This window comes from Thalassovita autumnalis (assembly GCF_001458255.1).
In the GTDB taxonomy this organism is placed as follows: domain Bacteria; phylum Pseudomonadota; class Alphaproteobacteria; order Rhodobacterales; family Rhodobacteraceae; genus Thalassobius; species Thalassobius autumnalis.
Genome location: NZ_CYSB01000035.1, coordinates 64,371 through 85,534, shown reverse-complemented (window position 1 = coordinate 85,534; position 21,164 = coordinate 64,371). Strand labels below are relative to the sequence as shown.

20 protein-coding genes and 1 riboswitch are annotated in these 21,164 nt (G+C 62.1%); of the genes, 11 read left to right on the top strand and 9 right to left on the bottom strand.

Annotated elements, in window-relative coordinates; genetic code table 11:
* Nucleotides 1-53 precede the first annotated feature (53 nt).
* The 8 genes from cobM to TL5118_RS13385 all read right to left on the bottom strand — a co-directional run bounded on the left by cobM (nt 54) and on the right by TL5118_RS13385 (nt 8,261).
* Nucleotides 54-845 (bottom strand): precorrin-4 C(11)-methyltransferase, encoded by a 792-nt coding sequence (gene cobM / locus TL5118_RS13420; protein WP_058245225.1) that lies wholly within the window; start codon nt 843-845, stop codon nt 54-56.
* Nucleotides 846-879: 34 nt separating this feature from the next.
* Nucleotides 880-2,739: a precorrin-3B C(17)-methyltransferase gene (gene cobJ / locus TL5118_RS13415; RefSeq protein ID WP_058245226.1), complete on the bottom strand. Its 1,860-nt coding sequence runs from the start codon at nt 2,737-2,739 to the stop codon at nt 880-882.
* Entirely contained in the window at nt 2,730-3,431 is a 702-nt protein-coding gene (cobI, locus tag TL5118_RS13410) for a precorrin-2 C(20)-methyltransferase (RefSeq protein ID WP_058245227.1), read from the bottom strand. Before cobI ends, cobJ begins: the two co-directional genes overlap by 10 nt.
* On the bottom strand, nt 3,428-4,642 hold the full coding sequence (locus tag TL5118_RS13405) for a bifunctional cobalt-precorrin-7 (C(5))-methyltransferase/cobalt-precorrin-6B (C(15))-methyltransferase (protein ID WP_058245228.1): 1,215 nt from the start codon (nt 4,640-4,642) through the stop codon (nt 3,428-3,430). The genes cobI and TL5118_RS13405 overlap by 4 nt, the downstream gene beginning before the upstream one ends.
* Nucleotides 4,635-5,279, bottom strand: a complete 645-nt coding sequence (locus TL5118_RS13400; protein WP_058245229.1) for a precorrin-8X methylmutase — start codon at nt 5,277-5,279, stop codon at nt 4,635-4,637. The genes TL5118_RS13405 and TL5118_RS13400 overlap by 8 nt, the downstream gene beginning before the upstream one ends.
* Nucleotides 5,280-5,354: 75 nt before the next feature.
* Nucleotides 5,355-6,599: a sirohydrochlorin chelatase gene (locus TL5118_RS13395; RefSeq protein WP_058245230.1), complete on the bottom strand. Its 1,245-nt coding sequence runs from the start codon at nt 6,597-6,599 to the stop codon at nt 5,355-5,357.
* Nucleotides 6,600-6,602: 3 nt separating this feature from the next.
* On the bottom strand, nt 6,603-6,839 hold the full coding sequence (locus tag TL5118_RS13390) for a DUF6732 family protein (protein ID WP_058245231.1): 237 nt from the start codon (nt 6,837-6,839) through the stop codon (nt 6,603-6,605).
* Between the two features lie 264 nt (nt 6,840-7,103).
* Nucleotides 7,104-8,261 carry a flavin monoamine oxidase family protein gene (locus TL5118_RS13385; RefSeq protein WP_058260798.1) on the bottom strand — a complete coding sequence of 386 codons (1,158 nt, stop codon included), beginning with the start codon at nt 8,259-8,261 and terminating at the stop codon, nt 7,104-7,106.
* A gap of 118 nt (nt 8,262-8,379) precedes the next feature.
* Between TL5118_RS13385 and TL5118_RS13380 the strand changes: the two genes are divergently transcribed.
* The 6 genes from TL5118_RS13380 to TL5118_RS13355 all read left to right on the top strand — a co-directional run bounded on the left by TL5118_RS13380 (nt 8,380) and on the right by TL5118_RS13355 (nt 14,043).
* Nucleotides 8,380-9,363 (top strand): glutathione S-transferase family protein, encoded by a 984-nt coding sequence (locus TL5118_RS13380; RefSeq protein WP_058245233.1) that lies wholly within the window; start codon nt 8,380-8,382, stop codon nt 9,361-9,363.
* Between the two features lie 60 nt (nt 9,364-9,423).
* Nucleotides 9,424-9,819, top strand: coding sequence for a DUF1636 family protein (locus TL5118_RS13375; RefSeq protein WP_058245234.1), 396 nt, complete (start codon nt 9,424-9,426; stop codon nt 9,817-9,819).
* Nucleotides 9,816-10,754: a threonine-phosphate decarboxylase CobD gene (gene cobD, locus TL5118_RS13370; RefSeq protein WP_058245235.1), complete on the top strand. Its 939-nt coding sequence runs from the start codon at nt 9,816-9,818 to the stop codon at nt 10,752-10,754. The genes TL5118_RS13375 and cobD overlap by 4 nt, the downstream gene beginning before the upstream one ends.
* Complete coding sequence (gene cbiB, locus TL5118_RS13365; protein ID WP_058245236.1) at nt 10,751-11,659, top strand: adenosylcobinamide-phosphate synthase CbiB; 909 nt, start codon at nt 10,751-10,753, stop codon at nt 11,657-11,659. Before cobD ends, cbiB begins: the two co-directional genes overlap by 4 nt.
* Before the next feature lie 83 nt (nt 11,660-11,742).
* Nucleotides 11,743-12,933: a lytic murein transglycosylase gene (locus tag TL5118_RS13360; protein ID WP_058245237.1), complete on the top strand. Its 1,191-nt coding sequence runs from the start codon at nt 11,743-11,745 to the stop codon at nt 12,931-12,933.
* Nucleotides 12,934-13,122: 189 nt separating this feature from the next.
* Nucleotides 13,123-14,043 carry a hypothetical protein gene (locus TL5118_RS13355; RefSeq protein ID WP_058245238.1) on the top strand — a complete coding sequence of 307 codons (921 nt, stop codon included), beginning with the start codon at nt 13,123-13,125 and terminating at the stop codon, nt 14,041-14,043.
* A 72-nt stretch (nt 14,044-14,115) separates the two neighbouring features.
* On the opposite strand, the gene TL5118_RS13350 is transcribed toward TL5118_RS13355, so the two are convergent.
* Entirely contained in the window at nt 14,116-17,571 is a 3,456-nt protein-coding gene (locus TL5118_RS13350) for a chromosome segregation SMC family protein (protein WP_058245239.1), read from the bottom strand.
* A 231-nt stretch (nt 17,572-17,802) separates the two neighbouring features.
* Nucleotides 17,803-18,018: riboswitch (cobalamin riboswitch) on the top strand.
* Between the two features lie 37 nt (nt 18,019-18,055).
* Here TL5118_RS13350 and TL5118_RS13345 point away from each other — a divergent pair.
* The 5 genes from TL5118_RS13345 to TL5118_RS13325 all read left to right on the top strand — a co-directional run bounded on the left by TL5118_RS13345 (nt 18,056) and on the right by TL5118_RS13325 (nt 21,164).
* Entirely contained in the window at nt 18,056-18,235 is a 180-nt protein-coding gene (locus TL5118_RS13345) for a CbtB domain-containing protein (RefSeq protein WP_058245240.1), read from the top strand.
* Nucleotides 18,236-18,249: 14 nt separating this feature from the next.
* Nucleotides 18,250-18,930: a CbtA family protein gene (locus TL5118_RS13340; RefSeq protein ID WP_058245241.1), complete on the top strand. Its 681-nt coding sequence runs from the start codon at nt 18,250-18,252 to the stop codon at nt 18,928-18,930.
* Nucleotides 18,931-18,994: 64 nt separating this feature from the next.
* A complete protein-coding gene (locus TL5118_RS13335) occupies nt 18,995-19,519 on the top strand; it encodes a hypothetical protein (protein WP_058245242.1) in 525 nt (174 codons plus the stop codon).
* 110 nt (nt 19,520-19,629) lie between these two features.
* Nucleotides 19,630-20,718, top strand: a complete 1,089-nt coding sequence (cobW, locus tag TL5118_RS13330) for a cobalamin biosynthesis protein CobW (protein WP_058245243.1) — start codon at nt 19,630-19,632, stop codon at nt 20,716-20,718.
* Complete coding sequence (locus tag TL5118_RS13325) at nt 20,715-21,164, top strand: GNAT family N-acetyltransferase (RefSeq protein WP_058245244.1); 450 nt, start codon at nt 20,715-20,717, stop codon at nt 21,162-21,164. Before cobW ends, TL5118_RS13325 begins: the two co-directional genes overlap by 4 nt.

Here is a 21,164-nt window from a genome sequence, read left to right as displayed (position 1 = left end):
GGCCCCAAAATGGGGGATTTCCAGTTAAGGTCAAGTAAACCTTTGACGAAATCTCACTCGTCGATCGGCTCTTCCAAGACCGCTCCCTCCACCGGACGCAGCACATGCGGCATCTTCGGATCATAGAGGGCTGAGTCTTTGAAATCACGAACCGTGCCAAGTGCCGGCCCCACCAGGATCAAAGCGGTGCGGGTGATCTTTTCCGCCCGCACTTTTTTGCGAATGTCGCTCAGCGTGCCTTTGATGAACATCTCATCCGGCCAGCCGACGCGGTAGCCCACCACAACCGGACACTCCGCGCCATAATAGGGCACCAGCTGGCGCTCAATCTCACGCAAGTTGCGGATCCCCAGATGGATCGCCAGTGTCGCGCCGGTACGGGCGAAGTTTTCTAAGGTCTCGCCTTCCGGCATCGAGGTCGATTTCATCGACACCCGGGTTAGCACGATCGACTGCGCCACCTCAGGGATGGTCAACTCCTGCCCAAGGGCTGCAGCCATTGCGGCGTAGGCCGGCACGCCGGGGATGATCTCATAGCGGATATCTTCGGCCTGCAATCGGCGGATCTGTTCGGCAATTGCGCCATAAAGCGACGGATCGCCAGAATGCACCCGCGCCACATCCTGCCCCTTGGCATGGGCCGCCACGATCTCGGCATGGGTCTCATCCAGCGTCATCGGCGCCGTGTCCAGCACCCGCGCCCCTTCCGGGGCGCAGGCCACCACCTCCGGCGGCACCAAGGAGCCCGCATAGAGGCAAACGGGGCACTCACCAATCACCCGCTCGGCCTTTTTCGTCAGCAATTCGGGATCGCCCGGCCCCGCGCCAATAAAGTAAACGGTCATGCCCCGCGCCCCTCTTTCATCTTGCCAAAAATACTCACTGCGCTGCCTTCTCGGCCAGATCGCCATCAATTTTGCGCGCATAGCCGCGCGGCGTGAACATGCGGGGGCCTTCGCCCAGCTCCGCCAGTCGTGAATTGCTGGAGCCGATCAGAACCACGGTCAGCATATCGACTTCATCGACCTCCAGCTGGTCCAAACGGCGATAGCGCACATGTTCCTCAGGCCGCCCCAGGGACGAGGCCAGCATCACCGGTGTATCGGCCGGGCGATGCTGCAACAGGATCTCGCGCGCCTCGGCCAGCAGGGTCCGGCGGGTTTTGGAGACAGGGTTGTAGAAGGCAATGACAAAATCGCCCTCCGCCGCCGCTTTCAACCGGCGCAGGATGTCATCACGCGGGGTCAGCAGATCGGACAGCGAAATGGTGCAGAAGTCATGCCCCAAAGGCGCTCCGGCCCGTGCCGCAGCCCCTTGCAGTGCCGAAACACCCGGCGAACAGACAACCTCCACGCGGTGCGCCGCGTCAGAGACGCCATGTTCCTCCGGCCCGCGATCCAGTAATTCAAAGACCAGCGCGCCCATCGCATAGATGCCCGCATCGCCCGAGCAGACCAGCGCCACGTTCTTGCCCTTCGCCGCCTGTTCCAACGCATAACGGCACCGCGCCTCTTCGCCGCCCAGCGGGAAATCGGACCGTTCCTTGCCCGCCGCCAATGGCCCCAGCAGATCAATGTAGAGGCCATAGCCGACCAGCTCTTCCGCCTCGGCCACCAGGCGCGACACCTCGGGCGTGCGCCAGCTGGCCTGACCCGGGCCAATGCCCACAACCGACAGACGGCCACGGGCGCGGCCCGCCACTGCGGTCACAGGGGCCTCAGCCATCGCCAGCGCTGCAGTGCCCATGGCGGTTTTGCGTTTCGGATGGGTCAGCGTCACAGCTGCGCCCCCCGCGGCCAAGGCCGCGTTTTCGGCCACGCCGTGGGTGCCGATCTCGGCAAAAACCACCTCGGATGTGGTGGCGCAACGCGGGGTTTCCGCGTCCAGCTCCGCCGCCGTGAACAGGCGCAGTGGCACGTTGAACTTCGCCGCCAGCGCGTTCATCGCAGGCTCATCCGCTTTCAGGTCTGCCGTGGCGATGGCCGCCATTGCGCCGGGTGCAACGCCCGCATCCGCCAGCAGCTCTGCGACCAGACCATCCAGCTCTTCCGCAGGACAGTTGCGCGAACAGCCAACACCCAGAATGGCACGCTGCGGGTGGAAGACCAGCGTGGTCTCCTCAGTCACCTCAACAGGCGCCACAGTGCAGTGAATGGTCACCCCGTCACCTTTCGGCAGATCCGCAAGCCAGCCAGCCGCGCCAACCGCCTCGCCTACCAACGTAGCACCAGCGCCCGACAGCAAGGCCGCCATCGCCGCCTTAGCGTTTTCGGGGTTGGCCAGAACCCAGCCCTGCGGCGGTTCATCCAGCGCGACGCCCATGGCCACATCGCCTGCCGTGGTCACAGCCGCCGTCGCCTCCAGCGCCGCAGCGATCTCACCGGCCAGACGGTTGGCGCCGCGATGTCCGCCCAGAAGCGGCACCACAACGGACCCGTCATCAGACACCGACACAACCGGCGGCTCCACCCGTTTGTCACTCAGCAATGGCGCAACCGCGCGGATCAAGATGCCGCTGGCACAGACGCCGACCACCGGCACACCGGCGGCAAACAGATCCCGCGCATGGTCCAGCGCATTGGGGAAAAAGGCATCCGCCTCTGCCACACGACCCTCACGGCCGTGCACCTCAGCACCCAGAACCGCCGCCACTTGATGCGCCACCGCCTCGCCCGAGGTGCTCAGCGCCAGAACAACCGGCGTCACATTTTCGCCCGCAGGCCCAGAAGTTACAGCCATGGGTCACCCCCCTTCACCAGTAGAATCATTGAGAAATAGGGCGCCTTCTCCGGCGCCTCCTTAAGCGGGCAAACCACCTCTTCGGGCAGGCTGGCGCGCTCAATATACATTGCCTTGTCGGTCAGGCCCAAGGCCTCGATCACGCTGCGGATCTTGGCCAAATGGCGGCCGACCTTCATGATCGCCACGCTTTCGGCGCCTTCGATCCGGCTGCGCAACTCGGCCTCAGGCAAGGGGCCGGGTAGAACTGTCAGCCGCTCATTGCGCGCTGCCAAAGGCACACCGGCCCGCGCCGCGCAGGTGGTGATCGAGGTCACACCGGGCACAACCTCAACCTCAAACCGTTCGGACAGGCGGGCAAAGAGATACATGAAGGAGCCGTAGAAAAACGGATCCCCTTCACAGAGGCAGATCACATCCTCCCCCGCCTCCAGTACCGCTGCGATTTCCGCCGCGCCCTTGTCATAGGCGGCCTGCGCCGGGGCGCGGTCCACCGTCATCGGCACGTCCATCACGATCTCACGCGCAGTCGCGGGGATCACATCCGCCGCGATGGCGCGGGCAAAGCTGTCACCACCTGCCAAGGCCGGATAGGCCACCACCGAGGCCCCGGCAATCAGCCGATGGGCCCGCAGGGTCATCAGGTCGGGATCACCCGGCCCCAGCCCCACACCATAGAGTTTACCGGTCATCGTTTGATCAGGCTCCACTGGGTCACGGTGCGCAGCGGTTTCCAGCCGCTCAAGGGGCCAATCGCCTCGGCCCGTTCGACCGAAATCTTGACCAGCTCACCGCCGTAATCCTTCTGCAGCGCGATCAGCGTCGCCTCACTTTCGATGGTCACCGCATTGGCCACCATCCGGCCCAAGGGACGCAGGGCTTCCCAGGCAAACTCGAACGTCTCCCGGCTGAGGCCACCGCCAATGAACACCGCATCGGGGGCGGGCAGATCCTGCAGGGCGGCGGGCACGGTGCCGTCCACCAGCTGCAGCTTCGGCACCCCCAGCGCCAGCGCGTTTGCCGCCGCCATCGACCGGCGATCGGCACGCGGCTCAATCCCGATGGCCTGCGCATAAGAGGCCGAGCGCATCCATTCCACCGCAACTGAACCACAGCCAGTACCAATGTCCCACAGCAGCGCGCCGCGCATCGGCATCAGCTTGGCCAGTGTTGCCGCACGAACCTCCTGTTTGGTCATGGTGCCGTCGTTCTGCAACAGATCATCCGCCAGCCCCGGCACCCGCGGCAAAAGCGCCGCGTCAGGGGCGGCAATGCAGTCGACTGCCAGCGTGTTGAACGGCGGCACCTCGTGCTCCCAGCCCTCGGCGACACCGTCAAACCGCTGCTCATCCTCGCCCCCCATATTGGCCAGCACCGTCATCTTGGATTTGCCAAAGCCACGGGCGGTCAGGAAGGCGGCAATCTTGCCGGGCGTCTCGGACCCTGTGGTCAGGATCAGCAAGCGCGCATCCGGCTGAATAAAGGCGATCATCTGCTCCACCGGGCGGCCATGCACCGTCAGCGTTTCCAAATCCGCCATCGACCAGCCCATCCGCGCCGCCGCCAACTGGAAGGCCCCAACCTGCGGGTGATAAACCAACTCGCTTGGATCAATCTCACGCCCGATCCGCGCCCCAACCGAAAACCACAGGGGGTCGCCGGTGGCCAGAACCACCACACGTTTGCCTTTCAGCTCCTGCAACATGCCAATCAGCGCATCAAAGGGTGAGGGCCAGGCCAGCCGCTCGGCCGTGACGGCCGCTGACAGTTCATGATGGCGTTCCCCGCCCACAATCACCTCTGCCGCTTCGACAACCGCGCGGGTAGCGGGCAGCAGCCCGTCCATACCGTCCTCACCAATGCCAACGATGTGAAGCCAGGGATCTTGATGAGTTTCAGTCATTTGCTTTCTCCTCAGGCAGCCCAGCTGCCAAAGCGTTCACTGCGGCTGAGGCAATGGCCGATCCACCGCGACGGCCCCGCAGCGCGACAAAATCACAGCCACGCGGGTTGGCGGCCAGTTCGGCCTTGCTTTCTGCCGCACCAACAAAACCCACGGGGAAGCCCAGGATCACCGCCGGTTTTGGAGCGCCTTGGTCGATCAGTTCCAACAGGTGGAACAGCGCGGTAGGTGCGTTGCCGACAGCGACAACTGCGCCCTCCAGATGATCGGCCCAAAGCTCCACCGCGGCGGCTGAGCGGGTGTTGCCGATCCCCGCTGCAATGCCAGGCGTCCGGGCATCGTTTAGGGTGACAATCACCTCATTTTCGGCCGGCAGATAACGCCGGATGATGCCCGCGCCGACCATTTCACAGTCACACAGGATCGGTTTGCCCGCCTGCAACGCCGCGTGACCTGCCGCATAGGCGTTTTCTGAAAACGCCAGACGATCCGCGACCTCAACCATGCCGCAGGCGTGGATCAGCCGGATCGCCATACGTTCCATGCCCGCATCAAACTGGTCCAGACGCGCCTCGCGCCGGACGGTGGCGAAGCTTTCGGCGTAGATCGCCGAGGGGTTCTTTTCATAGGGTCGCATCAGCCCCCCCTTTGCGGATGTGGCCGCCGAAGGATGCCTCTGGCGGGAGTATTTTCAGGATCATTGAAAGGGCGCTCAGCCCTTGCGGCGTGCACTTTCCGGCCCCAGCGGGTGTTTGGCATGCGGGTATTCGGCATGCACGTGATCATGATCGTGGTGGTGATGATGGTGATGGCCATGATCGTGATGGTGATCATGCCCGTGATCATGATCGTGGTGGTGATGATGCCCCATATCCAGACGGCACTCCCCAGTGCAGAACAGATCACAGAGTTTACAATCCGCCACGTTTGATCCCGGGGCTGAGGCGCCCTGACCTTCGACATGGTGGTGGTGGCTTTCCTGGACCGAGCCGACCTCATCCTCAAAGCCCAGCACCTGCACACGGTACTTGCACATCACGCAGGTGGGCGGCGGCACCGAAGCCAGCGCCGGATGCGCGGTGCCTTCAGCGGCCTTGGCGCGGTCTTCGGCGGAAATGACAATCTTGCCCTCTTCCAGCGCAAGTTCCTGAGTGCGGAACAGGCAGGTGCCGCAGTTCGGCGGCGGCACCGCGCCCACCTGTTCAGTGATGCGCTCGGCAAAGGTGGCCAGCACCTTTTCGTGATCGTTCAAGTAGCCGGCTTTGACAAAATCGATCTCAGGGTGATCCGCGGCCACCTTATCGGTGAAGCCATAAATCCGGTCGATCAGGATGCCGGTGAACAGGAAGTAGGGAAAAACGATGACACGTTTGTAGCCCAGCTTGGTCACATGGCGCAGGCAGGGTTCCACCAATGGGAAGGTCACACCGGAATAGCCGACCTCGAGCCAGCCAAAGCCCATGCCCTCCTGCAACAGGCGGGCGATTTTGGACACATTGGCATTGGCGTCCGGGTCCGAGGCGCCGCGACCGATGACCACCAGACAGGTGTCATGCAGGTCCACGTCGCCCAGTTCGGCGTTGGCCTGATCCACCGCGTCCTGAATACGCGCCCCTGCGGCGGCGACCATCTTGGGATCGACCCCCAGTTCGCGGCCATAAGAAACCTCAATGCCGTGTTTGGTGGCATAGGTGTTCAGCACCGTCGGGATGTCATTTTTGGAATGCATCGCCGCAAACAGCATCCCCGGCACCGCCAGGATCTTTTCGCAGCCCGCTTCGCGCAGGCGGTCCAGCCCGTCGCGGATCACCGGATTGGCAAATTCCAGATAGCCATATTCCACCATCCAGTCCTGCGGCAACAGGGGGGGCAGTTTTTCGGCAAGGACAGAAAATTCGTCAACTGCGGCCTGGCTACGCGAGCCGTGACCGCAGATCATCACTCCAATTTTGCTCATGGCTTAAGCTTCCTGCAGCTCTTCTTCGCTAGGCTCTTCGTCGGATTCGGGCGCGGCTTCGGTGTCTTTCTTCTTGCCCTTCAGGCCCGCGATCAGGGCAATCGCCCCTGCCGCGCCCAAGGCGCCCAGCGCGATCCAGTGATCGTGGCCGGCAAGTTCACCAAAGTGGCCGATATGGGCCGCCGCCGGTGCTGCCCAAACAGCGCCGCCAAGGGCCACAAATGTATAGAAGGTTTTCATGCCTCTCCCCCAGTTCAATCCCATTTGCAGAGAGAATGCCCGGGTTCGGGCACCTGACGACGCTTGCCCCTGATCCCCTGTTTGGGTCGATCGCACAAACACACCTCTCCGGCCCCGTCTTTGGGGCTTCGTCTGAGGCGCACTATAGGCAGCGTGCCGCAGTGCCGCAATGCGGTTCGCGGCATGTGTGGCAACAAAGCCGACCTTAGGCTCAGGACCCATTAATGTTCCGCACCGGTGCTAGATCAATAACGGGTCCTGAGCCTAGGCGTGAAGCAGTTGGTCCACCGCCTCATAGGCCGAAAAGGCCGCGCCATGTACGGTTGATCGCACCTCACCGCCCAGCGCTTCGCCGGCGAAGAACAGACGCCCCGCCACCGGACGGAAGGCATAGACCAGCGTGCCCTGATCGCCTTCGTCATAATCGTTGGCATAGGTGCCATTGATGTAGGGCACGCGGTCCCAGTTCTGAACCTGAACCTTTTCAACCAGTTGGCTGGCGGCGCCGTCATAGATCCGGTCCAGTTCTGCCAGCAGGTCACGTTGGATCTGGGCATCTGACTGCCGGGCGGTGGCCAAGGGCACATTGCTGTTTTGGAACAGGCCAAGCACATGGTCACTGCTGTCTTTGCCAAAGGCTGCGTTGTAGAAAATCCGTTCGGACCAGGTATCAGCGGTGAAGCCGGACGCGCCATGCGGCAAAGTGATATCGCCGTAGAAGCGTTCCTTGAATTTGAAGAACGCCTTTAGCCCGCTGCCAAACACCGCGTTACCCAGCGCCGCCGTGATCCGGCGGGGCAGGCCGGGGGCGAAACTGATTCCCCCTTTCTGCAGCACCGACAGGGGCGTGGCCACAATCACATGGTCTCCGCTATAGCGAGCTTTCGCGGTGGTGACTGTCACACCGGTGCCCGAATGTTCAATCCGGCTCACCGGTTCATTGAGGCGCAGGGATGCACTGACCGATGGCAGCATGTGACGTTCAAAGAAGCCATACCAGGTGGTGCGCTTGAACTTGCGTTCCGCATAGGCCAGTCGCAGCCAGTTGGCGCTGCCGCGGCTTTCACCATCCCAGGTGTCATAGGTCTTGGGCCGGTAGGTGATCGTTTCCTCATCCACATTGGCGGCGGGGTTATCCACGATCTCGCTCAGGACGGAATGATCGGCATGGATCCATTCGGCCCCCAGATCGATGGGAAAATCGGCAAAGCCCTCCAACCGCTTGATCCGTCCGCCCCAATGTGGCGCGGCCTCTAGGATCGTGACCTGCGCGCCTGCGCGGCGCAGCAGATACCCGGCGGTGCCCCCCGCCACACCTGCGCCGACAACGATCACACGCTGCCCCGCCTTGGCCCGTCCAAGCTCGGGTCCAACGAGCGCTGCCGCCAATGCCGAAAGGCCAAATGCACGCCGTGAAATCATTGGAATACCCTTTCCATCGCAACACTGTGCAGAAATGCAGAAAACCTGCGCCCGCATAGGCCTGTGCGCGCCCAGCGCTGCGCCCTACCTTCTGGACAGAAACGCATAGGAGCATGAAATGGGTAAGCTGGTCGACGGAAAATGGCATGATGTCTGGTATGACACCAAAGACAGCGGCGGCGCCTTCAAACGGACCGAAGCCACCTTCCGCAATTGGATCACCGCAGATGGCAGCGCCGGCCCCTCAGGCGAGGGGGGCTTCAAGGCCGAAAGCGGTCGCTATCACCTCTATGTGTCTTATGCCTGCCCCTGGGCTCACCGCACCCTGATTTTCCGCGCCCTCAAGGGCTTGAGCGACCATATCACCGTATCCGCCGTGCATCCCGATATGCTGTCGGAGGGCTGGCATTTTGGCACCGATTATGAGGGCGCGACGGGGGATACCCTCTACGGCCTGCCTTTTGCCCGCGACATTTACCTGAAGGCGATGCCGGATATGTCGGGCCGGGTCACTGTGCCGATCCTCTGGGACAAGGAGCGGGAGACGATCGTTTCCAACGAAAGCTCAGAAATCATCCGCATGTTCAATTCCGCCTTCAACGGGATCACCGGCAACACCGATGACTACTGGCCCGAAGCAGAGCGGGACGCAATCGAAGAGGTCAATGCGCGGATCTATGACACGTTGAACAACGGCGTCTACAAATCCGGTTTTGCCACCACGCAATCCGCCTATGAGGCGGCGGTATACCCGCTGTTTGATACACTCGACTGGCTGGAAGACCGGTTGAGCCAAAACCGTTACCTGATGGGCGATCATGTGACCGAGGCTGACTGGCGCCTGTTCACCACGCTGATCCGTTTCGATCCCGTCTATCACTTGCATTTCAAATGCAACCGCAAGCGGATCGTGGATTACCCCAACCTCTGGGCTTATACGCGTGAGCTTTATCAAGTGCCCGGCGTGGCTGAGACGGTGAACATGGACCACATCGTGCGCCATTATCACTACAGCCATGACAGCATCAATCCGCACCGGATTGTGCCGATCAACCCGGTTCTGGACTATCTGGAACCACATGGTCGTGAACACCTCGGCTGATTGCCCACTTGTGTCGCTGCGCGTTTTCCGCTTTCTCTGCGAGAAAGAAGGAGCGCGCGCATGACAACCTGGATCACCATCTGTGACACCTGCAAACTAGACGATTGGGAGGCCTCGGGCCGCGAGCAGAAAGATGGTGAGGTCTTGGCCGAACTGGTTGAGGCGGCGGCGGCTGATCGCGCGGATGTGCAGACACGGCGGGTGTCTTGCCTGATGGGCTGTAGCCACGGCTGCAACGTCGCCATCCAAGGCCGTGACAAGCTGAACTATACGCTGGGCCGGTTCGAACCGGGTGTTGAGGCGGCTGAAGCCATTGTGGACTACGCCGCCCTACATGCCGAAAGCGCCAGCGGGCAGGTGCCGTTTCGTCAGTGGCCGCAAGGGGTCAAAGGGCATTTCGTGACCCGCCACCCGCCGCTGCCGAAACCTGAGGTCGAAGCTGAGGCCGCAGAATGATCCAGGAGGCCCGGGACCACGGTGGTGGCGTTGACGCCGCCGCAGCCCGATACGGTGGCACCCGCGCCGATTGGCTGGACCTGTCCACCGGCATCAATCCGGTGCCCTATCCGGTTGGCACCTTCGACATGGATGCCTGGACCGCCCTGCCCGACAAAGGTGCGCAACAGGCGCTGATCGCAGCCGCCCGTGACTTCTGGCAGGTACCAGAAGGCGCTGCCGTGCTGGCCGCGCCAGGGGCTTCTGCCCTGATTGCCCGCATCCCTGCGCTGGCCGCCAAGGACCGCGTGGACATCCCGCGCCCGACCTACAACGAACACGCTGCCGCCTTTGAGGCCGCAGGCTGGCAGCTGTCCGGCGCTCAGGCACAAGCCCGCGTGATCGTGCACCCGAACAATCCCACCGGTCAGTTCTATGATGAGGAACCCATAGGCCCCGCCCTGCACATCATCGACGAAAGCTTCTGCGACATCGCGCCGGACCGCTCCCTGATCGAACACGCCACCCAACCCGGCACCGTGATCCTGAAAAGCTTTGGCAAATTCTGGGGCCTCGCCGGTGTGCGTCTGGGCTTTGCCATAGGCGACCCTGCCCTGATTGCGCGCTTGGAACAGATGCTCGGCCCTTGGCCGGTTGCCGGGCCTGCGTTGCGCATCGGGCGACAAGCGCTCACCGATCAGAAATGGGCCGAAGAGACCCGCACCCGACTGACCGCCGACAGCACCCGGCTAGACCAGTTGATGACCGGCGCGGGTGCAAAGCTACACGGTGGCACGCCGCTCTTCCGCCTCTATGAGGTTAAGGACGCCGCCCAGTGGCAGACCCGCTTTGCCGAGGCGCGGATCTGGACCCGCATCTTCCCCTATTCGCGTCATTTCATCCGCCTTGGCCTGCCCGCCCCAGACCAATGGCACCGGCTGGAGACCCTGCTATGACCCTCATCCTTGCCATGTTGCTGGACGCCGCCGTGGGCGAACCGAAAGCGATCTACAGCCGCGTACCCCATCCCGCCGTCCTGATGGGGCGGTTGATCGGCTGGGCCGACAACAGGTTCAATCAAGGCGAAGACCCGAAGAGCGACCGGCGCCGCAATGGCATCCTGACCATGCTGGCACTGGCCATCGGCGCGCTGATCCTGGGCAAACTGCTGACCGCCTTTGGACCGCTGGTGGAAATCCTAGTGCTGGCCGCCCTGCTGGCCCAGCGTAGTCTGGTCGATCACGTGCGTGACGTGGCCAACGCGCTGCGCCTGTCCGAAGGCGACGGTCGTATGATGGTCGCCCGCATTGTCGGCCGCGATACCTCCGCGATGGATGGCCCCGCGATCAGCCGCGCCGCCATCGAAAGCGCGGCTGAGAATTTCAGCGACGGGGTGATTGCACCGATCTTCTGGTTTGCCCTCTTGGGCCTGCCGGGGCTGCTGCTTTACAAGATCACCAACACCGCTGACAGCATGATCGGCTACCGCACCGAACGGCACCGCGATTACGGCTGGGCCGCAGCGCGGTTTGACGACCTTCTGAACCTGATCCCGGCCCGGTTGACCGCCGCGTTGATCGCCGCAACCCATCAAGTGTTTCACGGCTGGCCGCTGCTGGTGCGCGACGCCCGGCAGCACCGCTCCCCCAATGCTGGCTGGCCCGAGGCCGCAATGGCCCGGGCGCTCAACGTCGCCTTGTCCGGTCCACGATCCTATGACGGGGAAATGCGCGATTTTCCTTACGTGAATGTCGACGGCAGCCATAACGCCAACCCTGATCACATCGATGCCGCTTGCACAGCGCTTTGGCGGGTCTGGGGTGTGGTGCTGGGGCTTGCACTCCTGCTGACCCTGTTCTGACCGCACCGCACGCTGGCGACTGGCTAGCGATTGACGGACGATGATGCTACCGTCGCCACACCCATTTCAATTTTGAGGCATTTATGAAACGCCCCCAGATCACCAAAGCACTCACCACTTTCGCCCTCACCGCGACCCTTGCCACGGCAAGCTACGCCGCCGAATGTGGCGGCGGATTCAACAGCTTCGTCAAAGGCCTGCGCCAGGAAGCCCAATCCATGGGCTATGATGCCGGTCTGACCAAACGCTTCTTTGCAAATGTCGCACAGGACCAGAAGGTTCTGGCAGCTGACCGGCGCCAAGGCGTGTTTCAGAAGAACTTCACCGAGTTTTCACGCCATCTGATTTCCCAGAACCGGATCAACACCGGCAAGAAAAAAGCCCAGCAATACAGCAAGGTTTTTGACCGGATCGAACGGGAATACGGTGTTTCGCGCGGGGTGCTTCTGGCGTTCTGGGCGTTTGAGACCGACTACGGCGGCTATCAGGGCGATTTCAACACGCTGAACGCGCTGGTGACCCTGTCACATGACTGCCGCCGCCCCGAGTTGTTCCGCCCACAGGTTTTTGCTGCGCTGGAACTTTTTGCCCGTGGCGAGTTTGATCCGAACCGCACCACCGGCGCCTGGGCCGGTGAGATTGGCATGGTACAGATGCTACCTGCCGACATCATCGAAAACGGTGTGGATGGTGATGGTGACGGCAAGGTCTCACTGAAAACCTCCGCCCCTGATGCGCTGCTGTCGGGCGGAAAAATGCTCAGCCATCTGGGCTGGCGCGCAGGTGAGCCGTGGTTGCAGGAGGTCACTGTGCCTGCCGAAATGGACTGGTCGCTGTCGGGCACCGCAAAGGCGCTGCCGATCAGCAAATGGCAGGCGATGGGCGTGCAGCCCCGTTCGGGCGCCTGGCAGGCGAAGGGCCTCAATGGCAAGCTGATCCTGCCCCAGGGCCGCAAAGGGCCGGCCTTTATCGCCTATCCGAACTTTGACGTTTATTTCGAATGGAACCAAAGCTTTACCTATGTTCTGACCGCCGCCTATTTCGGCACCCGCCTGTTGGGCGGCCCGGTGTTTGACGGTGGCGCACCAGAACAGGGGTTGAGCGGCCCACAGATGAAGCAGCTGCAGAAGAAACTGGCAGCGCGGGGTCACGATGTGGGCAAGATCGACGGCATTCTGGGCGCAGGCACCCGCGCCGCCACCCAAGCGGAACAGAAACGTCTGGGCCTGCCCGCCGATGCATGGCCAACCGCCGCGTTGCTGAACGCGCTATAGGCCTGTCGCACCTGCTTGGAAAACGGTCGCGCAGATTGCGTGGCCGTTTTTTATGGACGTCAAAGGTGTAAATTCCCTGATCCACGTGACCCGCACGCAACAGCATTGCCACAAAGGCCACCCTTGCGCAGGGCAAAACCAAGACTCTGCCATGCAACGCTCTTAGAAGCGCGCCATAGGATCATGCGGATGACAATGAAACCCACTTTGACTGCCGTCGCCGCCATCGCGACACTGACCGCTGGCGCCGCACAGGCCGAACTGTCCTTTGGTGGTTTTGCCCAAACCGAAAGCTTTAACGGATATTGCCCCTGCATTGGCGACTGGGAAAACATCTACAATGACCTGCGCGGCGAAGTGAGCGCGACCTATCAGTTTGACAGGGTCACGATCGGCGCAGGCCTGAAGTTTGAAACCGAACTGGGCGAGGATGATTTCGAATTCGAGCCCGAAGAAAACCTGTTCTTCCTGCTGAACAGCGGTGCCGTGACCCTGACCTACGGCAGCTTTTATGGCGCGGGCAACATGTTGTCCGAAGACTATTTCCTGATGGACGACACGACCGAGGATCACGACAAAACCCTGCGTGTTGATCTGGAACAGGACGGGCTGCACATCGCCCTGTCCGTCCCACTGGACGACACCGAAGAATGGGAACTGGGCGTTGCCACCCAAGCTTTTGGTCATTTCTTCCGCTTAGGGTATGAGGCCGACAGCCAGGATCTGGGTGTCATCATCGGCCGCGATATGGGCCGTTGGGGTTATCACCTGACCACCCTGCAGGATCTGGATGACAACGGCTGGGGTGACGATCAAATCGGCGCGACCCTGCTGGTCGACCTAACCGATGACCTGCGCGTGGCGGGCAATGTAAACTATGCCACCGAAAACCTTGAGCTCATGCATTACAGCCTTGCCGCTTGGTATCAGTTGAGCGATGACAAAGGCAGCCTTGGTCCTGTGACGCTTTATGCAGAATATAACAAGGACTTGGACTGGGATGAGCAGTACTTCTCAGTCGGTATCGACATCGCCTTTGGCAATCAGGCCCCCGCAGCCTATGAGCGTCGCGAGCGCAAAGAATTTGTCAGCGGTTTTGGCTTTTACTAAGGGCGGCAGACGCTCCTGCCCCCCCCGAAACCGGCGGCATCCCCGCCGGTTTTCTTTTTCAGATCCAGAGCATCAAGCCACCAGCGCTTCGGCCTTTTTCAGGTCAACGCTGACCAGCTGGCTGACGCCCTGTTCCTGCATGGTGACGCCAAACAGGCGGTCCATCCGCGCCATGGTCACCGCGTGGTGGGTGATGATGAGGAAGCGCGTGTCGGTGCGGCGGCACATTTCGTCCAGCAGGTCGCAGAACCGGGTCACGTTGGCATCATCCAGCGGCGCGTCGACCTCATCCAGCACACAGATCGGCGCCGGGTTCGCCAGGAACACCGCAAAGATCAGCGCCATGGCGGTCAAGGTCTGTTCACCACCTGACAGCAGCGACAGGGTCGAAAGCTTCTTGCCCGGGGGCTGGCACATGATCTCCAGCCCGGCGTCCAGCGGATCCTCACTTTCGATCAGTTCCAGATTGGCCTCACCGCCGCCAAAGAGGTGGGTGAACAGCAGTGAGAAGTTGGAATTCACCTGTTCAAAGGCCGTTAGCAGACGTTCGCGTCCCTCTTTGTTGAGGTTGGCAATGCCCGAGCGCAGCGCCTTGATCGCCTCTTCCAGATCGGCCTTTTCATCCACCAGAGACCCGTGTTCCTCACGGACCTCTTTGGCATCCTCCTCGGCACGCAGGTTCACCGCCCCCAGGGCATCGCGCTGCCGCTTCAGGCGGTTCACATCCTGTTCCAGCGCTTCGGCATCGGCCATGTCTTCGGGGTTGGTGTCCAGTGTTTCCAGCAGTTTCTGCGGCGTGACCTGCATCACCTCATCAATGCGCTCAACCGTCAGAGCCACGGTTTCACGGGCGGCTTCGGCACGCGCTTCGGACCCGGCGCGGGCTTCGCGCGCATCTGAGGCGGCGCGTTCTGCATCCCGTTCACCCTGTTCGGCCAGACGCAGCGCCGCTTCGGCCTCGGCCAGAACATCTGCGGCCTCCTTGCGTCGCGCCTCAGCGGTTTCGATCGCCTCCCCCAGATCTTCGCGCTTTTCCGCGATCTCTTCGGGCAGCGCCATGGCTTCGGCCAGTTCTTCCTCGGATTCTTCTTTGCGGTCCGCCAGTTCCGAGCTGCGTTTGGAGGCGGTTTCCAACCGGTGCTTCCAGCCCGAGATTTCCTTGGTGACCTCCTGGCTGCGGCGCAGGCGTGCCTCGCCTTCACGGCGCACCTCATCATGGGCCGATCGTTTGGTCATCATGGTCATCCGCGCAGCCTCAACCGTCAGCTTCAGATCCTCAACCGCGGCGCGGGCCTCGCTGAGGTCATCAAGCTCGCCCAGGGCCTCCTCCGCTTCGACCACACGGGCGCGGGATTCCATCGCCTCATCCTCATGGCGTTCAACCGCCATGCCGAGGCTTTCAAGTTTTGATCCAGCCAGCGTCATATCCGCTTCGGCGCGCGACAGACGGCGACTGGCCTCATTGACCAGACGGTCCGCATCGCGGCGGGCCTGACGGGCGGCCTGATCGGCGCGGGTCAGATCGGCCAAACGCTGGGTCAGCGCCTCATGCGCTGCACGGGCCGCTTCGGCGCGGGTGCCCGCATGTTCGGACTGCTGTTTCAGTTCTTCCAGCCTGTTCAACTGCTGCAGACGCAGCGCCGCGGCCGAGGGCGCATCCTCGGCCCAGGCGCGATAGCCGTCCCAGCGCCACAGATCCCCCTCGAGCGAGACCAGACGCTGACCGGGCTGCAACAGCGGCTGCAGGCGCGGCGCATCTTCGGGATCGATCAGGCCGATTTGCGCCATCCGGCGGGCCAGAACATCGGGCACAGACACATGGTTTGACAGGGGTGGCACGCCGGGTGGCAGCGCCTGCGCCTCATCATAATCGGGCAGTTCGGTCCAGCCCGAAGGGCCATCGCCCTCAACCTGGGGCGCGCGCAGATCATCGGCCAGCGCCGCACCCAGCGCCTTTTCAAAGCCCATTTCCACCTGCAACCGGTCAAGGATCTGACCACCCTCAGCGGTGTCACGTTCCAACAGCTTGGCCAGCGCCGTGACCTCAGCCCGCAGGGCGTTCAACTCGCCCTCCGCCTCGGACCTCTCGGCGCGCACATCAGCCTCACGCGATTGCGTTTCAGCCCGCGCAGCCTCTGCCTCCATCAGGGTTTCTTCGGCGTTTTCTGCCGTCGCCTGCGCCAGCTCGGCCTCTTCCTCGGCCGCTTCGAAATTCACCTGCGCCTGTTCCGAGGCCTGCTGCGCCGTGGCAACCGCATCGCGTGCTTTCAGCGCCTCAGCCTCAGACCGAGCCAGGGTTTTGCGCACATCATCCAGCATCCGCTGCGCCGATTGGTGACGGGCCGACAGGCGGGCCACGTCTTCGGTCTGCTGCGACATCTCGGTTTCGCGATCCTGCAGGACCAGTGCCGCCTCATGCGCCATTTCCGAGGCAATCTCGAGCTTATCTTCATGGCCTTCGCTGGCCTTCTGCAGCTCACGCGCTTCCCATTCCAACCGTTCAATCGTTTCACCCGCGTCGCGGTTCAGACCGGCTTCGCGTTCGATATCCTTGCCCATCTGCAGGATGCGGTTTTTCAGGGTTTCGATCGACTGCAGCGCCTGCGCTTCCTGATCTTTCAGCGTGTCGCGCTGAACCGCCAGCCGCTGCAGGATCGCCGCGGCAATCGCCTCTTCTTCGCGCAGGGGCGGCAGGCCGGCATCCAACTCGGCCCGCATTTTGGCAATCTTGCGCGCCTCAGCTTCAGCCTGAGCGGCTGCGGTGACACGACTGCGCAGCTCTTCCTCAGCAGCCAGCCGGGCCTCATCCGCTTCGCGCCACCGCCGGTAGAGCAGCAGCCCCTCGGCCTTGCGCAACTCTTCCCCGATGGTGCGATAGCGTGCCGCCTGACGGGCCTGACGATCCAATGTCGCCAGTTGGCTGGCCAGCTGATCCACCACATCATCCACCCGGGCGAGGTTCTGTTCGGCCCCTTTCAGTTTCAACTCAGCCTCATGACGACGCTGATAAAGCCCTGAGATCCCGGCAGCCTCTTCCAGAATGCGCCGTCGCGCCTTGGGCTTGGAGTTAATCAACTCCGAGATTTGCCCCTGCCGCACCAGCGCTGGCGAATGCGCCCCGGTGGAGGCATCGGCAAACAGCATCTGCACGTCACGGGCGCGCACATCCTTGGTGTTCACCTTATAGGCCGAGCCGACGTCACGGGTGATCCGGCGGACGATTTCCAGCTGGTCCTCTTCGTTGAAGCCAGCAGGCGCCAGCCGCTGTGAATTGTCGATGACCAGGCTGACCTCAGCGAAATTACGCGCCGGACGGGAGGAGGCACCGGCAAAGATCACATCCTCCATGCCGCCGCCGCGCATTGCCTTGGGGCGGTTTTCCCCCATCACCCAACGCAGCGCCTCAAGAAGGTTCGACTTGCCACAGCCATTTGGCCCCACGACTCCGGTCAACCCGTCCTTGATCAGCAGATCGGTCGGATCGACAAAGCTTTTGAAGCCGGTCAGTCTGAGTTTGGAAAACAGCACGTGCTGTGGCGTCCCCTAATGATTCCAGTTGTGATTCCAAAGTCCCCTGATCCTGAGAGCCGCAGCGCCATTGAGTCAACGCAAACGCCCCTTATTTCGGGTTATCCCAGCAGTTATCCACAAAATATTGCGATTCTTCGCCGATGTTGACCCTAGATTAAGGGGGCTTCTGGTCGTTTTTGACCCGCCAATGCGCGCAAAACGCGCTTGACGCATTGCAGCATTCCGCGCGATTAAAGGGTTTAGTATGGTTCCCATCTCAGAGCGCAAAGCGTTCGGGACGAAGAGGGAATGTGGAATGGGTGACCCAATCCGGGGCCCACAGCCGCAGCCGCCCCCGCGACTGTCAGCGGAGAGTGCCTGCACGTGCCACTGAGCCACCGCTCGGGAAGGCCGCAGGTGCATCGACCCGCCAGCCAGGAGACCTGCCATGCGATAACGATAACCCAATCCGTCGGGGATGACGGAAGAGGAGACAGAACAAATGACAACTATGACTGCGACCAAGACCGCCGCAAAATCCAACACCTCGGCACTGGTTGGTTTCATCTTTGCTGCCGTGATTGGCATGGGCATCGTCACCGTTGCCGGCCACGTTCAGGCAGACACCCTGCATGATGCTGCACATGACGTGCGCCACGCCACTGGCTTCCCCTGCCACTGAGCTGACCAAGCTTCATGTTTGCTAAAATCGGGACCAGCGCGTTGTTCGCTGGGTTTGCAGCAGGGCTGATTGCCGCCGTGCTGCAACTGATATTTGTGCAACCTGTGCTCTTGCACGCCGAACTTTATGAGGCCGGCGAACTGGTGCATTTCGGGGGAACACTGAACGCTGTTGAACAGGAGCTGCCAGGCTTTGACGCGATGCGCGACGGGTTGAGCGTTCTGTTCACCGCACTGATCTACACCGGCTATGCCTTTATGCTGGTGGGCGCCATGGCGCTGGCCAGCGACCGCGGCCATGCCGTGACCGCGCGCAACGGTATCATCTGGGGCATCGCAGGCTATATCGCCTTCCATTTCGCCCCCGCCGTCAGCCTGCCGCCGGAACTGCCCGGTGTTGCGGCGGCCGATGTTGTGGACCGTCAAATCTGGTGGTTCGGCACGGTGATTTCCGCCGCGATCGCGATGGCGCTGATCGGCTTCGGCTCAGGCTGGGCCGCATGGGGTGTTGCCGCTGTTCTGCTGCTGGCACCACATGTGATCGGCGCACCGCAGCCCGAGTATTTCGCTGGCCCCGTGCCGCCGGAACTGGGCGGGGAATTTGCCGGTCGCGCCCTTGGCGTTGGCCTGGCCTCCTGGGCGATCCTTGGCTGTTTCGCCGGCTTCTTCTGGAGCCGCGCCGAGGCTGAAGGTTAATCCGAAACTCCGACGCTGGGCCGGGGGCATCGCTTCCGGCCTTTAGCCGAAAGGACCCGTAGAGATGAAGAGCCTCTACCTTGCGATCATCGCCCTGTTTTTTGGCACCGGCTTTGGCTTCCTCCTGGCGGTCAGCAGCAACGCGCAGCTGGAAGGGCACGATCATAATGACCCCGCCGCGCACGGCGCAGGCACGGGCCATCTGGCCCATGACACGGCCGAAGGTGCGATGACCGATCACGACCACAGCGCCATGCGGGATGTCACGACTGAGGGCACCGGCACGCCGGATCTGTCACTGGAACTGCACCATGACGGCGGCAACAGCTATAACCTGCAGGTGCGCTATCAAAACTTCGCCCTGACCCCAGAAGCGGTGAATGGCCCGCATGTGCCCGGCACCGGTCACGCCCATATTTATGTCGATGGGGTCAAGCTGACCCGGCTCTACAGTGACTGGTTCCTGCTGTCGAACTTGACACCGGGCGCTGAGGTGAAGGTGACCTTGAACGCCAACAGCCATGAGCAGCTGATGCACAACGGCAAGATGGTTGAAGCGGTGATCACCGTCCCCGCCCCGCAAAACTGACACCGACAATTACACACCTACCGCGCCCCACTGGCCCTAAGCCGCAGAGCGCAGTAGACAGAACCCAACGCCGCTGCCCCGCGCAGACACGCCCGAAACGGAGAGCCCACATGCCCGCCAAGATCCCTGCAACCGTTGTGACCGGTTTCCTCGGTGCCGGTAAAACCACCCTGATCCGCAATATGCTGGCCAATGCCAATGGCAAACGCATCGCGCTGATCATCAATGAATTCGGCGATCTTGGTGTGGATGGTGACATCCTGAAGGGCTGCGGCGATGAGACCTGCACCGAAGATGACATCATGGAGCTTTCGAACGGCTGTATCTGCTGCACCGTGGCCGAGGACTTCATCCCGACGCTGGAAAAGCTGTTGGATCGCGATCAGAAACCCGATCACATCGTGATCGAAACTTCCGGTCTCGCGCTGCCACAGCCCTTGGTCCGCGCCTTCAACTGGCCAGAGATTTCCACCCGCGTGACCGTAGACGGTGTAGTCACCGTCGTGGATGGCCGTGCCGTGCAGGATGGTCAGTTCGCCCACAACATCGCCGCCGTGGATGCGCAGCGCAAGCTGGACGAAAACCTGGATCACGAAACCCCGCTGTCGGAACTGTTCGAAGATCAGGTCACCTGCGCCGATATGATTGTGGTGAACAAATCCGATCTGCTGAGCGCAGAGGAAGCCACCCAGCTGACCACCCGTCTGAAAGACGAAAGTCGCGACGGCGTGCAGGTGGTCAAAGCCTCCATGGGGGTTCTGCCGGTGGATGTCCTGCTGGGTCAGGGTGTGGGCGCCGAGGCCGATATGGCCGCGCGTCACGAAAGCCACCATCACCCCCATGATCATGACCACGATCACGATCACGATCACGAGGATGGCGACGATCATCACCATCATCACCACGATCACGACCATGACGATTTCGAAAGCTTCGTTGTGGAACGCGCCGAAATCGCCGATCCCAAGGCCTTTGCCGATCAGGTAGTCAGCGTCATTCGCGATCACGGCATCCTGCGTCTGAAAGGCTTCGCTGCGGTGACCGGCAAGCCGATGCGCCTGACCCTGCAAGCGGTTGGCCCGCGCATCGACACCTATTTTGACCAGCCCTTCGGCAGCAACCCACGCCTAACCCGCTTGGTGGTGATTGGGGAGTCCGGTCTGAACCGCGCCGCAATTGAGAAGGCGCTGCAAGCATGATCACCATCGCGCAGGAATCGCCCCTGACCGAGGATGGCCGCACCCTGTTGGCTGGCTCAGACGCGGCCCTGCGCGCGGTCTACTCGGCAGAGGAATGCTTTACCCTCGACCCTGAGGAACTGGTGGATGACAGCATCACCTTTCTCGTCGCACGGGAAGAAGGCACCGCCCTTGGCTGCGTGGCGCTGGTTGATTGCGGCAACTATGGCGAGGTGAAACGCCTCTTTGTGACGCCAGAGGCGCGCGGCAAAAGCCTGGCGCGCCTGCTGATGGCCGAGCTGGAAGCCCGCGCCGCAGCACTGGGTCATCAGGCGGTCAATCTGGAAACCGGCGACAAACTGGAAGCCGCGGTCGCGCTCTACAAACGCCTCGGCTACGCGGTCACCGGCCCTTTCGGGGACTATCCCGATCACCCCGCCAGCCTGTTCATGGGCAAAGCACTTTGA

Excerpts from the sequence above, each read along its gene's own strand:
- cobM (WP_058245225.1), bottom strand. The coding sequence starts at position 845 with ATGACCGTTTACTTTATTGGCGCGGGGCCGGGCGATCCCGAATTGCTG.
- cobJ (WP_058245226.1), bottom strand. The coding sequence starts at position 2,739 with ATGGCTGTAACTTCTGGGCCTGCGGGCGAAAATGTGACGCCGGTTGTT.
- cobI (WP_058245227.1), bottom strand. The coding sequence starts at position 3,431 with ATGACCGGTAAACTCTATGGTGTGGGGCTGGGGCCGGGTGATCCCGAC.
- TL5118_RS13405 (WP_058245228.1), bottom strand. The coding sequence starts at position 4,642 with ATGACTGAAACTCATCAAGATCCCTGGCTTCACATCGTTGGCATTGGT.
- TL5118_RS13400 (WP_058245229.1), bottom strand. The coding sequence starts at position 5,279 with ATGCGACCCTATGAAAAGAACCCCTCGGCGATCTACGCCGAAAGCTTC.
- TL5118_RS13395 (WP_058245230.1), bottom strand. The coding sequence starts at position 6,599 with ATGAGCAAAATTGGAGTGATGATCTGCGGTCACGGCTCGCGTAGCCAG.
- TL5118_RS13390 (WP_058245231.1), bottom strand. The coding sequence starts at position 6,839 with ATGAAAACCTTCTATACATTTGTGGCCCTTGGCGGCGCTGTTTGGGCA.
- TL5118_RS13385 (WP_058260798.1), bottom strand. The coding sequence starts at position 8,261 with ATGATTTCACGGCGTGCATTTGGCCTTTCGGCATTGGCGGCAGCGCTC.
- TL5118_RS13380 (WP_058245233.1), top strand. The coding sequence starts at position 8,380 with ATGGGTAAGCTGGTCGACGGAAAATGGCATGATGTCTGGTATGACACC.
- TL5118_RS13375 (WP_058245234.1), top strand. The coding sequence starts at position 9,424 with ATGACAACCTGGATCACCATCTGTGACACCTGCAAACTAGACGATTGG.
- cobD (WP_058245235.1), top strand. The coding sequence starts at position 9,816 with ATGATCCAGGAGGCCCGGGACCACGGTGGTGGCGTTGACGCCGCCGCA.
- cbiB (WP_058245236.1), top strand. The coding sequence starts at position 10,751 with ATGACCCTCATCCTTGCCATGTTGCTGGACGCCGCCGTGGGCGAACCG.
- TL5118_RS13360 (WP_058245237.1), top strand. The coding sequence starts at position 11,743 with ATGAAACGCCCCCAGATCACCAAAGCACTCACCACTTTCGCCCTCACC.
- TL5118_RS13355 (WP_058245238.1), top strand. The coding sequence starts at position 13,123 with ATGACAATGAAACCCACTTTGACTGCCGTCGCCGCCATCGCGACACTG.
- TL5118_RS13345 (WP_058245240.1), top strand. The coding sequence starts at position 18,056 with ATGACAACTATGACTGCGACCAAGACCGCCGCAAAATCCAACACCTCG.
- TL5118_RS13340 (WP_058245241.1), top strand. The coding sequence starts at position 18,250 with ATGTTTGCTAAAATCGGGACCAGCGCGTTGTTCGCTGGGTTTGCAGCA.
- TL5118_RS13335 (WP_058245242.1), top strand. The coding sequence starts at position 18,995 with ATGAAGAGCCTCTACCTTGCGATCATCGCCCTGTTTTTTGGCACCGGC.
- cobW (WP_058245243.1), top strand. The coding sequence starts at position 19,630 with ATGCCCGCCAAGATCCCTGCAACCGTTGTGACCGGTTTCCTCGGTGCC.
- TL5118_RS13325 (WP_058245244.1), top strand. The coding sequence starts at position 20,715 with ATGATCACCATCGCGCAGGAATCGCCCCTGACCGAGGATGGCCGCACC.